Annotated in this window: 11 protein-coding genes and 1 pseudogene; 8 read left to right on the top strand and 4 right to left on the bottom strand. The window is 67.8% G+C overall.

Features of this window, described 5'->3' with window-relative positions; genetic code table 11:
* From G3N93_RS23555 to upp, 4 genes and pseudogenes are all read right to left on the bottom strand, one after another.
* Positions 1-159, bottom strand: a pseudogene (locus tag G3N93_RS23555) (coproporphyrinogen III oxidase); the annotation flags it as partial.
* Positions 160-229: 70 nt separating this feature from the next.
* Complete coding sequence (gene purD / locus G3N93_RS23550) at positions 230-1,507, bottom strand: phosphoribosylamine--glycine ligase (protein ID WP_174942688.1); 1,278 nt, start codon at positions 1,505-1,507, stop codon at positions 230-232.
* A 104-nt stretch (positions 1,508-1,611) separates the two neighbouring features.
* Complete coding sequence (locus G3N93_RS23545) at positions 1,612-2,340, bottom strand: YebC/PmpR family DNA-binding transcriptional regulator (protein WP_174942685.1); 729 nt, start codon at positions 2,338-2,340, stop codon at positions 1,612-1,614.
* Positions 2,341-2,557: 217 nt separating this feature from the next.
* Positions 2,558-3,208 carry a uracil phosphoribosyltransferase gene (upp, locus tag G3N93_RS23540; RefSeq protein WP_011352740.1) on the bottom strand — a complete coding sequence of 217 codons (651 nt, stop codon included), beginning with the start codon at positions 3,206-3,208 and terminating at the stop codon, positions 2,558-2,560.
* A gap of 230 nt (positions 3,209-3,438) precedes the next feature.
* Between upp and G3N93_RS23535 the strand changes: the two genes are divergently transcribed.
* The 8 genes from G3N93_RS23535 to G3N93_RS23500 form a co-directional block, all read left to right on the top strand.
* Positions 3,439-4,218, top strand: coding sequence for an SDR family oxidoreductase (locus tag G3N93_RS23535; protein ID WP_174942682.1), 780 nt, complete (start codon positions 3,439-3,441; stop codon positions 4,216-4,218).
* 48 nt (positions 4,219-4,266) lie between these two features.
* Positions 4,267-4,659 carry a methylglyoxal synthase gene (locus G3N93_RS23530; RefSeq protein ID WP_011352738.1) on the top strand — a complete coding sequence of 131 codons (393 nt, stop codon included), beginning with the start codon at positions 4,267-4,269 and terminating at the stop codon, positions 4,657-4,659.
* A gap of 179 nt (positions 4,660-4,838) precedes the next feature.
* A complete protein-coding gene (locus G3N93_RS23525) occupies positions 4,839-5,813 on the top strand; it encodes a quinone oxidoreductase (RefSeq protein ID WP_206134074.1) in 975 nt (324 codons plus the stop codon).
* Positions 5,814-6,124: 311 nt separating this feature from the next.
* Positions 6,125-6,217: a K(+)-transporting ATPase subunit F gene (kdpF, locus tag G3N93_RS23520; RefSeq protein ID WP_006752209.1), complete on the top strand. Its 93-nt coding sequence runs from the start codon at positions 6,125-6,127 to the stop codon at positions 6,215-6,217.
* Positions 6,214-8,019 carry a potassium-transporting ATPase subunit KdpA gene (gene kdpA, locus G3N93_RS23515; protein ID WP_206134073.1) on the top strand — a complete coding sequence of 602 codons (1,806 nt, stop codon included), beginning with the start codon at positions 6,214-6,216 and terminating at the stop codon, positions 8,017-8,019. Before kdpF ends, kdpA begins: the two co-directional genes overlap by 4 nt.
* 54 nt (positions 8,020-8,073) lie before the next feature.
* Positions 8,074-10,158, top strand: a complete 2,085-nt coding sequence (gene kdpB / locus G3N93_RS23510) for a potassium-transporting ATPase subunit KdpB (protein ID WP_174942672.1) — start codon at positions 8,074-8,076, stop codon at positions 10,156-10,158.
* Positions 10,159-10,183: 25 nt separating this feature from the next.
* Positions 10,184-10,765, top strand: coding sequence for a potassium-transporting ATPase subunit KdpC (gene kdpC, locus G3N93_RS23505; RefSeq protein WP_174942669.1), 582 nt, complete (start codon positions 10,184-10,186; stop codon positions 10,763-10,765).
* A gap of 162 nt (positions 10,766-10,927) precedes the next feature.
* The coding region (locus G3N93_RS23500) for an Hsp70 family protein (RefSeq protein ID WP_206134072.1) at positions 10,928-12,130 on the top strand (1,203 nt) is incomplete at its 3' end.

The following is a 12,130-nucleotide window of genomic DNA, read 5'->3' as shown; positions in this document are numbered from 1 at the left end:
GTCGGTCGCGAGCGGCGTGCCGTCGAGCGCGCCGAGCGCGTCGGCGATGCGTGTCTGCAGGTCCTGGAGGTACGTGCGCACGCGCGCTACGTCGTAGGTCGAATCGGTCATGTCTGGACTGGGTGCCCTCGCCCGAAGCGGGGGCCGTAAAAAAGGCATCTGCCGGGCATTCTATCGAACCCCGGCAGAGGAGCCGCCGCCGCTTATAGGCGGGGCGGCAATTGCAACGTCACGCGCTCTTGCGGTTGAGTGCGCGGAAGCCGATGTCGCGGCGGTACTGCATGCCTTCGAAATTGATCTGGTTGATCGTCTCGTACGCATGCTGCTGCGCTTCGCGCACCGAATCGGCGAGGCCGACCACGCACAGCACGCGGCCGCCGGACGTCGTCAGCTTGTCGCCGTCGAGCGTCGTGCCGGCATGGAACGTGACGGCCTGTTCGGTCTCGGCCGGGATCCCGTTGATGCGGTCACCCTTGCGCGGCGCGTCCGGATAACCGTGCGAGGCCAGCACGACGCCCAGCGCGGTGCGGCGATCCCAGTCGAGCTCGACCGTATCGAGCGTGCCCGCGATCGCCTGCTCGACGACCTTCGAGAAATCGCTCTTCAGGCGCGCCATGATCGGCTGCGTTTCCGGGTCGCCCATCCGGCAGTTGAACTCGAGCGTGCGCGGATTGCCTTCCTTGTCGATCATCAGGCCCGCATACAGGAAGCCCGTGAAGCGGATGCCGTCCTTCTCCATCCCGCGCACGGTCGGCATGATGATCTCGCGCATCACGCGTGCGTGCATCTGCGGCGTGACGATCGGCGCGGGCGAATACGCGCCCATGCCGCCGGTGTTCGGGCCGCGATCCTCGTCGAGCAGGCGCTTGTGGTCCTGGCTGGAAGCCAGCGCCAGCGCGTGCTTGCCGTCCACCATCACGATGAAGCTCGCTTCCTCGCCATCGAGGAATTCCTCGATCACGACGCGCGCGCCGGCGTCGCCGAGCTTGTTGCCCGACAGCATCATGTCGACGGCTTCGTGCGCTTCTTGCAGCGTCATCGCGACGACGACACCCTTGCCGGCCGCGAGGCCGTCGGCCTTCACGACGATCGGCGCACCCTTCGCGTCGATGTACGCGTGCGCGGCGGCCACGTCGGAGAACGTTTCGTACTCGGCGGTCGGGATGCCGTGGCGCTTCATGAACGCCTTCGCAAAATCCTTCGAGCTCTCGAGCTGCGCGGCTTCGCGGGTCGGGCCGAAGACCTTCAGGCCGCGTGCGCGGAACAGGTTGACGATACCGGCCGCGAGCGGCGCTTCCGGCCCGACGAGCGTGAACGCGACGCCTTCGCGTTCCGCGAAATCGGCGAGTTCGTCGAGCGCCGTGATGTCGACGTTCTTCAGACGCTCGTCCTGCGCCGTGCCGCCATTGCCGGGCGCGACGTAGACCATCTGGACGCGCGGCGACTGCGCGAGCTTCCACGCCAGCGCATGTTCGCGGCCGCCGGAACCGACGACGAGTAGTTTCATGGGATTCCCCGCAGACTAGAAAACAGGGCGGCCGGCACGCTCAGGCGCGCCGGCCGCGGATTCGGTCGGGCCGCCGCCGCGACAGGAGCACGGCGGCCGGCACATCATTCCTCGACGATGACGGCGTTCGTATACACGTCCTGCACGTCGTCGAGGTTCTCGAGCGCGTCCAGGAGCTTCTGCATCTTCGCCGCGTCGTCGCCGGTGAATTCGACTTCGTTCTGCGGCTTCATCGTCACTTCGGCGAGTTCGGCCTTGAAGCCGCCGGCTTCGAGCGCGTCCTTCACCGCAGAGAATGCCTGCCAGTCGCACAGCACTTCGATCGAACCGTCTTCGTTCGTGTTCACGTCGTTCGCGCCGGCTTCGAGCGCGGCTTCCATCAGCGCGTCTTCCGACGTGCCCGGTGCGAACAGGAACTGGCCGACGTGGTCGAACATGAACGCGACCGAGCCGTCGGTGCCCATGTTGCCGCCGAACTTCGAGAACGCATGGCGGACTTCCGCGACCGTGCGGGTGCGGTTGTCGGTCAGCGTGTCGACGATGATTGCCGCGCCGCTGATGCCGTAGCCTTCGTAACGGATTTCCTCGTAGTTCGCGCCATCCGCGCCGCCCACGCCGCGATCGATCGCGCGTTTGACGTTGTCCTTCGGCATGTTCGCGTCGGCCGCCTTGTCGACCGCGAGACGCAGGCGCGGATTCGAGTTGACGTCGCCGCCGCCGAGGCGCGCCGCGACCTGGATTTCCTTGATCAGGCGAGTCCAGATCTTGCCGCGCTTCGCGTCGGCCGCTGCCTTCTTATGCTTGATGTTGGCCCATTTCGAATGACCAGCCATACCTTTCTCCGTGCCCGGGCGCGCTGCGCGGGCGATTGTTTCAATGTGTCGTTGAATCGGCGGCCGTTTCGGCGGGCATGAAGCCGCGGGGCCGCGCGTGTCGAGTGGATCGAGATTTTATCACGCGGCGACCGCCGGATCGGGGCCGCCGCGCATGGCCGAACGGCCAGGCAGGCCGCCGCGAGCCGGGCCGCGCGCCGCGCGGCCGTCCTGGTGCTCAGTTCTTGGTGCCGAACAGGCGGTCGCCCGCGTCGCCGAGGCCCGGCACGATGTACGCGTGCTCGTTCAGGTGCGAATCGAGCGACGCGACGAACAGCTTCACGTCCGGGTGCGCGTCCTGGAACACCTGCACGCCTTCCGGCGCGGCAACCAGCGCGACGAACATGATGTTCGCGGCCGGCACGTTGCGGCGCTTCAGCACGTCGACCGCGTGCACGGCCGAGTAGCCGGTCGCGACCATCGGGTCGCACAGGATGAAGATGCGGTCTTCCAGGTCCGGCAGGCGCACCAGGTATTCGACCGGGCGGTGGTCGTCGGCGCGGTACACGCCGATGTGGCCGACGCGCGCGGACGGAACCAGGTCGAGCAGGCCGTCCGACATCCCGATGCCTGCGCGCAGTACCGGCACGATCGCCAGTTTCTTGCCCGCGATCACCGGCGCGTCGACCTCGACGAGCGGGGTTTCGACCCGCTTGGTCGTGATCGGCAGGTTGCGGGTGATCTCGTAGCCCATCAGCAGCGTGATTTCGCGCAGCAGCTCGCGGAACGTGCGCGTGGACGTGTCCTTGTCGCGCATGTGCGTGAGCTTGTGCTGGATCAGCGGGTGATCGGTGATGAAGAGATTCGGGAAACGGCTGTCCTGTTTCATGACGGGGGCGCCTTGGCGGCAAAAGAGGATCGGGGGCGGGGGCGGGCGCAAGCCGGCCGCGCGCTTATGTCCGCAATTTTACCAAGGCGCGCCGCATGATCCGGATAATATCGACGTCTCACGACAATCCGCGCGCCTGCGCCCGCCCGATTGCCCGCCTGACCCGCCCGGGGTCCATGCGCCGGCGCGACGGGGCCGAGCCGGCGCGTGTCGCCACCAAGGAATCGACGATGGATCTCGGCATCGAAGGAAAGACCGCGCTCGTGTGCGCGGCCAGCAAGGGGCTCGGTCGCGGCTGCGCGGAAGCGCTGGCCGCCGAGGGCGTGAACCTCGTGATCGTCGCGCGCACGCGCGACACGCTGGAGGAAACCGCGGAGGAGATCCGCGCCGGCGCGAACGTGTCGGTGACCGCGGTCGCCTGCGACATCACGACGCCGGACGGGCGCGCGGCCGCGCTCGCCGCATGCCCGCAGCCGGATATTCTCGTGACGAATGCCGGCGGCCCGCCGCCCGGCGATTTCCGCGACTTCTCGCACGACGACTGGATCCGTGCGCTCGAATCGAACATGCTGACGCCGATCGAGCTGATCCGCGCGACCCTCGACGGGATGATCGCGCGCGGCTTCGGCCGGATCGTCAACATCACGAGCTCGGCCGTGAAGGCGCCGATCGACGTGCTCGCGCTGTCGAACGGCGCGCGCTCGGGGCTGACCGGCTTCGTCGCGGGGCTGTCGCGCAAGGTCGCGGGGCAGGGCGTGACGATCAACAACCTGCTGCCCGGCCTGTTCGACACCGACCGGATCGCGACCACGCTTGCCGCGTCGGCGAAGGCGCAGGGCGTGAGCGTCGACGAGATGCGCGCGCGGCGCACGAAGGACATCCCGGCCGGCCGTCTCGGCACCCGTGCGGAATTCGGCGCGGCGTGCGCGTTCCTGTGCAGCGTGCATGCCGGCTACATCACCGGGCAGAACTGGCTGCTCGACGGCGGCTCGTATCCGGGCACGTTCTGACGCGCGCACCGCCTTTCACGACAACAACCTGAAACGAAGGATCTGGAGATGAGCAAACCCCGCATCGCATTGATTGCGCACGACGCGAAGAAGGACGAGATCGTCGCGCTCGCGGGCGAATTCCGCGCGACGCTCGCGCAATGCCGGCTGGTGGCGACCGGCACGACGGGCGGCCGCATCGCGGACGCGCACGGGCTCGAGGTCGAGCGCAAGCTGTCGGGGCCGCTCGGCGGCGATCTGCAGATCGGTGCGGAACTGGCCGACGGCCGCATCGACATCGTCGTGTTCCTGCGCGACCCGATGACCGCACAGCCGCACGACCCCGACATCACCGCGCTCGTGCGCGCGTGCGACGTGCACGATGTGCCGGTCGCGACCAACGTCGCCACCGCTCGGATGCTGCTCGACGATCTGGCGCGCAACATGCAGGACGTTTGCTAGGCGCTGTCCGCGCCTGATTGCCCCTGCTGGCGGCAGGGCCATGCACGGTTGGCCGCGGCGCGCGAGAATCGTGCGTCGCGACGCGCGCCTGCCGCCCGGTTCCCACGTGAATCGGCCGGCTCTGCGTATCGGCGACCCGGATTTTTCCCTGACCGAATCAGAAAACGAGGAGCGAAACGATGCCGAAAGCAATCCGATACGACCAGCCGGGCGGCCCGGACGTGATGAAGTGGGTCGATGTCGAGGTCGGCGAACCGAAGGCGGGTGAAGTCCGTATCCGGCAGCACGCGGTCGGCCTCAACTACATCGACGTCTATTTCCGCACCGGCCTTTACCCGCAAGCGCTGCCCGGCGGACTCGGGATGGAGGCGGCGGGCGAGGTGACGGCCGTCGGCGAAGGCGTGACCACGCTCAAGGCGGGCGACCGCGTCGCGTACGTCGGGCAGCCGCCGGGCGCGTACGCGCAGGAACGCGTGATGCCGGCCGACCGGCTCGTGAAACTGCCGGACGGCATCAGCTACGACGACGCGGCGTCGGTGATGCTGCAGGGCCTGACCGCGCACTACCTGCTGCGCCGCACGTATCCGGTGAAGGCCGGCGACACGATCCTGATCCACGCGGCGGCCGGCGGCGTCGGCCTGCTCGTGTGCCAGTGGGCGAAGGCGCTCGGCGCGACCGTGATCGGCACGGTCGGCTCCGACGAGAAAGCCGCGCTCGCGAAGGCGCACGGCTGCGACCATCCGATCGTCTACACGCGCGAGAACTTCACGCAGCGCGTGAAGGAAATCACGAACGGCGCGGGCGTACCGGTCGTCTACGATTCGATCGGCAAGGACACCTACATCGGCTCGCTCGACAGCCTCGCGCCGCTCGGGCTGTTCGTCAGCTTCGGCAATGCGTCGGGCCCGCTGCCGCTGATCGACTCGAAGGAATTCTCGTCGCGCGGCTCGCTGTTCTTTACGCGCCCCACGCTGTTCTCGTACATCGCGAAGCGCGCCGATCTCGAATCCGCTGCCGCCGAGCTGTTCGACGTGCTGCTGTCGGGCAAGGTGAAGACGAGCATCAACCAGCGCTATCCGCTCGCCGAAGTCGGCCGCGCACATGAAGATCTCGAAGCGCGCAGGACCACCGGCTCGACGATCCTCGTTCCCTGACCTGCCTCCTCGTGCCGGCGCCATGCCGGCACGCGCTTGTCCGGGCGGCGCCACGGCGCCGTCCGTCCCGCCTTCCGGTTCCTGCCGTCCTCCCCCGAATTCCACGTTTACGCGTTTTTTATACGCGCCCCGATACCTTTGACCCGTCCTTTACGTGCGTTCCCATAAGGTTCTAGTCGTCTGATTTCGACGATGGAGAACAGAAAAATGGATGGGGTTTTCATCGGCGCACTGGTGCTCTTCACCGCGCTGATCCTCGGTTTGGTTGCCGGTTGCGACAAGCTCGTGCAGTACGGTCGCGGGGGGCGAGCATGACCTGGATGCTTTGGCTGGCAGGCGCCTCGACGGCGCTGCTGTTCGCGTATCTCGTCTTTGCGCTGCTGCGCGCGGAGGACATCGAATGAACGCGAACAATCTCTTGCAGACGGGGCTCTTCATCGTCGTGCTGCTGGCGGCGGCCGTTCCGGTCGCGCGCTACCTGTCGGCGGTGATGGACGGCAGCTCGCGTGTCGTGCGCGTGTTCGGGCCGCTCGAGCGCGCGCTGTACCGCATCGCCGGCGTCGACGCCGGCAGCGAAATGAACTGGAAGCAGTACGCGGTCGCGACGATCGCGTTCAACGCACTCGGTGCGCTGTTCCTCTACGGCCTGCTGCGCCTGCAGGGCTTCCTGCCCGGCAACCCGCAGCAGTTCGGCGCGATGACGGTCGACGGCGCGTTCAACACGGCCGTCAGCTTCGTCACCAACACGAACTGGCAGGACTACACGCCCGAGCAGACCGTCAGCTACCTGACGCAGATGCTCGGCCTCACCGTGCAGAACTTCCTGTCGGCGGCAACCGGCATCGTCGTCGTGATCGCGCTGATCCGCGGCTTCGCACGTCATACCGCGCAGACGATCGGCAACTTCTGGGTCGACCTCACGCGCGTGACGATGTACGTGCTCGTGCCGATGTCGATGATCATCGCCGGGCTGCTGATGAGCCAGGGCGTGATCCAGAACATGAAGTCGTACCAGGACGTGCCGGTGCTGCAGGCAAGCACCTACGCCGCGCCGAAGCTCGACGCGCAGGGCAATCCGGTGAAGGACGACAAGGGCAACGCGGTCACGGTGCCGACCCCGCTCACGAAGCAGACGCTCGCGATGGGCCCGGTCGCGTCGCAGGAAGCGATCAAGATGCTCGGCACCAACGGTGGCGGCTTCTTCAACGCGAACTCCGCGCACCCGTACGAGAACCCGACGCCGTTCGCGAACTTCCTGCAGATCTTCTCGATCCTGATCATCCCGGCTGCGCTGTGCCTCGTGTTCGGCCGCGTGATCGGCGACCGCCGGCAGGGTATCGCCGTGCTCGCGGCGATGACGGTGGCGTTCGTGCTCGCGATCGGCGTCGAGGTGAGCGCCGAGCAGGGCGGCAACCCGACGCTCGCCGCGCTGCACGTCGACCAGTCGACCAGCGCGCTGCAGCCGGGCGGCAACATGGAAGGCAAGGAAACCCGCTTCGGCATCGCGCAGACCGGCATCTTCACGGTCGCGACGACGGCCGCGTCGTGCGGCGCCGTCGACACGATGCACGATTCGCTGACGCCGCTCGGCGGCCTCGTGCCGATGCTGCTGATGCAGCTGGGTGAAGTGATCTACGGCGGGGTGGGCTCGGGTCTCTACGGGATGCTCGTGTTCGCGCTGCTCGCGGTGTTCGTCGCCGGCCTGATGATCGGCCGCACGCCGGAATACGTCGGCAAGAAGATCGAGGCGTACGAGATGAAGATGGTGTCGATCGTCGTGCTGCTCACGCCGCTGCTGGTGCTGGTCGGCACGTCGATCGCCGTGCTCGCCGATGCAGGCAAGGCCGGCATTGCGAACCCGGGGCCGCACGGCTTCTCGGAAATCCTGTACGCGTTCAGCTCGGCCGCCAACAACAACGGCAGCGCGTTCGCGGGCCTGACGGTCGGCACGCCGTTCTACAACTGGATGACCGCGATCGCAATGTGGTTCGGCCGCTTCGGCACGATCGTGCCGGTGCTGGCGATCGCCGGCTCGCTCGCCGCGAAGAAGCGCATCGCGGTGACGAGCGGCACGCTGCCGACGCACGGTCCGCTGTTCGTCGTGCTGCTGCTCGGCACCGTGTTGCTGGTGGGCGCGCTGACCTACGTGCCGGCGCTTGCGCTCGGCCCGGGCGTCGAGCACCTGATGATGTGGCTGGGCGCGTGATGCGCGCCCACCTGGCGACACCTTGAAAAGACTGAAGAGATTGAAGAGATCGCAATGACTCAACATTCCGCAACACGGTCCATGTTCGATCCGGCGCTGCTGCGCCCGGCGATCGTGGACTCGTTCAAGAAACTCACGCCGCGCACGCAGTTCCGCAATCCGGTGATGTTCTGCGTGTACGTCGGCAGCATCCTGACCACGATCCTGTGGATCGCGGCGCTCGCCGGCCAGGCCGAGGCGCCCGCGGGCTTCATCCTCGCGATCGCGCTGTGGCTGTGGTTCACCGTGCTGTTCGCGAACTTCGCCGAAGCGCTCGCCGAAGGGCGCTCGAAGGCGCAGGCCGCGTCGCTGCGCAGCGCGAAGAAAGACGTGATGGCGAAGAAGCTCAACGAGCCGCATCCGAAGTCGCCGATCCGCATCACGACCGCGACCGAGCTGCGCAAGGGCGACGTCGTGCTCGTCGAAGCGGGCGACGTGATCCCGGCCGACGGCGAGGTGGTCGACGGCGTCGCGTCGGTCGACGAATCGGCGATCACCGGCGAATCCGCGCCGGTGATCCGCGAATCGGGCGGCGACTTCTCGTCGGTGACGGGCGGCACGCGCGTGCTGTCCGACTGGATCGTCGTCAAGGTCACCGCGAACCCCGGCGAGGCGTTCCTCGACCGGATGATCGCGATGGTCGAAGGCGCGAAGCGCAAGAAGACGCCGAACGAGATCGCGCTGACGATCCTGCTCGTCGCGCTGACGATCGTGATGCTGCTCGCGACCGCGACGCTGCTGCCGTTCTCGATGTTCTCGGTCGAAGCGATGAAGGCCGGCCACGTGGTGACGATCACCGCGCTCGTCGCGCTGCTCGTGTGCCTGATCCCGACGACGATCGGCGGCCTCCTGTCCGCGATCGGCGTGGCCGGGATGAGCCGGATGATGCAGGCGAACGTGATCGCGACGTCGGGCCGCGCGGTGGAAGCCGCCGGCGACGTCGACGTGCTGCTGCTCGACAAGACCGGCACGATCACGCTCGGCAACCGCCAGGCATCGATGTTCGTGCCGGCGCCGGGCGTGACCGAGGAAGCGCTGGCCGATGCCGCGCAACTGTCGTCGCTCGCCGACGAAACGCCGGAAGGCCGCAGCATCGTCGTGCTCGCGAAGGAGCGCTTCAATATTCGCCAGCGCGACATGGGGCAGCTGCACGCGACGTTCATCGGCTTCTCCGCGCAGACGCGGATGAGTGGCGTCGATCTGCCCGGCCGCGAGATCCGCAAGGGCGCGGCCGATGCGATCCGCAACTACGTCGAGTCGCACGGCAGCCGCTTCCCGGAGGAAGTGCGCCGCGCGGTCGATGAAGTCGCGCGCCGCGGCAGCACGCCGCTCGTTGTGGCCGACCTGCATGAAGGCGCGGCCCGCGTGCTCGGCGTGATCGAGCTGAAGGACATCGTGAAGGGCGGCATCAAGGAGCGCTTCGCGGAACTGCGCAAGATGGGCATCAAGACCGTGATGGTGACGGGCGACAACCGGCTGACGGCTGCGGCGATCGCGGCGGAAGCGGGCGTCGACGATTTCCTCGCGGAAGCGACGCCGGAAACCAAGCTCGCGACGATCCGCGAACACCAGGCGGCTGGCCGCCTCGTCGCGATGACGGGCGACGGCACCAACGACGCGCCGGCGCTCGCGCAGGCCGACGTCGCCGTGGCAATGAACACCGGCACGCAGGCGGCGAAGGAAGCCGGCAACATGGTCGACCTCGACTCGAACCCGACGAAGCTGATCGAGATCGTCGAGATCGGCAAGCAGATGCTGATGACGCGCGGATCGCTGACGACGTTCTCGATCGCGAACGACATCGCGAAGTATTTCGCGATCATCCCGGCCGCGTTCGTGACGACGTACCCGCAGCTGCGCGTGCTCGACATCATGCACCTGACGTCGCCGGCGTCCGCGATCCTGTCGGCGGTGATCTTCAACGCGCTGATCATCGTCGCGCTGATTCCGCTCGCGCTGAAGGGCGTCACGTACCGGCCGCTCGGCGCCGCGTCGCTCCTGCGCCGCAACCTGCTGGTGTACGGCCTCGGCGGCGTGCTGCTGCCGTTCCCGTTCATCAAGCTGATCGACATGACGCTCGCTGCACTCGGCTGGGCCTGAGCCGGCCGTATTTGAAGGAAACATCATGAAAACGTTGATTCGTCCGCTCGTCGTGATCTTTGTCGTGCTTGTCGCGGTGACGGGGCTCGCTTACCCGGCCGTGATGACCGTGTTCGGCCAGGCCGTGTTCCCGTCGCAGGCGAACGGCAGCCTGATCGAGAAGGACGGCAAGGCGGTCGGCTCCGCGCTGATCGGCCAGCCGTTCGATGCGCCGAAGTACTTCTGGGGCCGGCTGTCGGCGACCTCGCCGATGCCGTACAACGCGTCCGGCTCCGGCGGCTCGAACCTCGGCCCGCTGAACCCGTCGCTTGCCGACCAGGTGAAAGGGCGCATCGCCGCGCTGCGCGACGCGGGCACCGACATGTCGAAGCCCGTGCCGGTCGACCTCGTGACGGCGTCGGCGAGCGGCCTCGATCCGGAGATCACGCCGGCTGCCGCCGCGTACCAGGTCGAGCGCGTCGCGAAGGCACGCAACCTGGCGCCCGATGCGGTTGCGCAGCTCGTCGCAGCGAACACGACGGGCCGCCAGTTCGGCGTGCTCGGCGAACCGCGCGTGAACGTGCTGAAGCTGAACCTCGCGCTCGACGCGGCGCAGGCCGCGCACTGAGCGCGCGCCCGGGCTTCCGGCGACAACCGGCGTCCGGCGCGGCCCGATCCGCGCCGGACGCAACTTTTCCCGACGGCGCATGCGCCGTCTTTGCCTTTTGCGGCGATTTGGAACAACAATGCTCGTACTCGCGCGCATCCGGGCGCTCCGCCTTTCTGACGCATGAATCGTCCCGATCCAGACCAACTCCTCGACAAGCTGCAGCGTGACGAAGAAAAGCAGCGGCGCGGCCAGCTCAAGATCTTCTTCGGCGCATCGGCCGGTGTCGGCAAGACCTACGCGATGCTGCAGGCCGCGCGCCAGCGCCTGCACGAACGCGTCGACGTCGTCGTCGGCATCGTCGAGACCCACGGGCGCAGCGAAACCGCCGCGCTGCTCGACGGCCTCGACGTGCTGCCGCTCGCGCGCATCGACTATCGCGGCCGCACGCTCGCCGAATTCGATCTCGACGGCGCGCTCGCGCGCCAGCCGCAACTGATCCTCGTCGACGAACTCGCGCATTCGAACGTGCAGGGCGCACGGCACCTGAAGCGCTGGCAGGATGTGTACGAACTGCTCGACGCGGGCATCGACGTCTACACGACCGTCAACGTCCAGCACCTCGAAAGCCTGAACGACGTGGTCGGCGCGATCACCGGCATCCGCGTGTGGGAGACGGTGCCCGACCGCGTGTTCGACGCGGCCGACGAAGTCACGCTCGTCGACCTGCCGGCCGAGGAGCTGCTCGAGCGGATGCGCGACGGCAAGGTCTATCTCGCGCAGCAGGCCGAGCGCGCGGTGCGCAACTTCTTCCGCAAGGGCAACCTGATCGCGCTGCGCGAACTGGCGCTGCGGCGCACGGCCGATCGCGTCGACGCACAGATGCGCGAATACCGCGCCGACCGATCGATCCAGCGCATCTGGCAGGCGCGCGAGCGGCTGCTCGTGTGCGTCGGTCCCGGCGCCGAAGCGCCGACGCTCGTGCGGGCGGCCGCGCGGCTCGCCGCGAGCCTGAAGGCCGACTGGATCGCCGTTTATGTCGAGACGCCGCGCCTGCAGCGGCTGCCCGATGCGCGACGGCAACGCACGCTCGACGCGCTGAAGCTCGCGGCCGAGCTCGGCGCGGAGACGGCCACGCTCGCCGGCGCCGATGCGGTTGCCGCGCTGATCGGCTATGCGAAGGTGCGCAACGTGTCGAAGATCGTCGCGGGCGGCTCGCCGAAGGTCGGGCTCGTGCGCCGCTTCGTGCGGCCGTTCGGCGAGAAGATCATTCCGCGCAACTCGACGATTCCGATCGCGCGCGCGCAGGAATTCACGACCTTCAAGGACGGCCAGACCGCGATGGCGATCCACGTCGTGCAAGGCGAGCGCGAGCTCGTCGCCGAC

Source organism: Burkholderia sp. Se-20378, from assembly GCF_017104665.1.
In the GTDB taxonomy this organism is placed as follows: Bacteria; Pseudomonadota; Gammaproteobacteria; order Burkholderiales; family Burkholderiaceae; genus Burkholderia; species Burkholderia lata.
The sequence above is the reverse complement of the archived record's forward strand: the minus strand, read 5'-3'. Positions and strand labels throughout refer to the sequence as shown.

Coding starts and splice junctions, on each gene's coding strand:
- purD (WP_174942688.1), bottom strand. CDS start 1,507: ATGAAACTACTCGTCGTCGGTTCCGGCGGCCGCGAACATGCGCTGGCG.
- G3N93_RS23545 (WP_174942685.1), bottom strand. CDS start 2,340: ATGGCTGGTCATTCGAAATGGGCCAACATCAAGCATAAGAAGGCAGCG.
- upp (WP_011352740.1), bottom strand. CDS start 3,208: ATGAAACAGGACAGCCGTTTCCCGAATCTCTTCATCACCGATCACCCG.
- G3N93_RS23535 (WP_174942682.1), top strand. CDS start 3,439: ATGGATCTCGGCATCGAAGGAAAGACCGCGCTCGTGTGCGCGGCCAGC.
- G3N93_RS23530 (WP_011352738.1), top strand. CDS start 4,267: ATGAGCAAACCCCGCATCGCATTGATTGCGCACGACGCGAAGAAGGAC.
- G3N93_RS23525 (WP_206134074.1), top strand. CDS start 4,839: ATGCCGAAAGCAATCCGATACGACCAGCCGGGCGGCCCGGACGTGATG.
- kdpF (WP_006752209.1), top strand. CDS start 6,125: ATGACCTGGATGCTTTGGCTGGCAGGCGCCTCGACGGCGCTGCTGTTC.
- kdpA (WP_206134073.1), top strand. CDS start 6,214: ATGAACGCGAACAATCTCTTGCAGACGGGGCTCTTCATCGTCGTGCTG.
- kdpB (WP_174942672.1), top strand. CDS start 8,074: ATGACTCAACATTCCGCAACACGGTCCATGTTCGATCCGGCGCTGCTG.
- kdpC (WP_174942669.1), top strand. CDS start 10,184: ATGAAAACGTTGATTCGTCCGCTCGTCGTGATCTTTGTCGTGCTTGTC.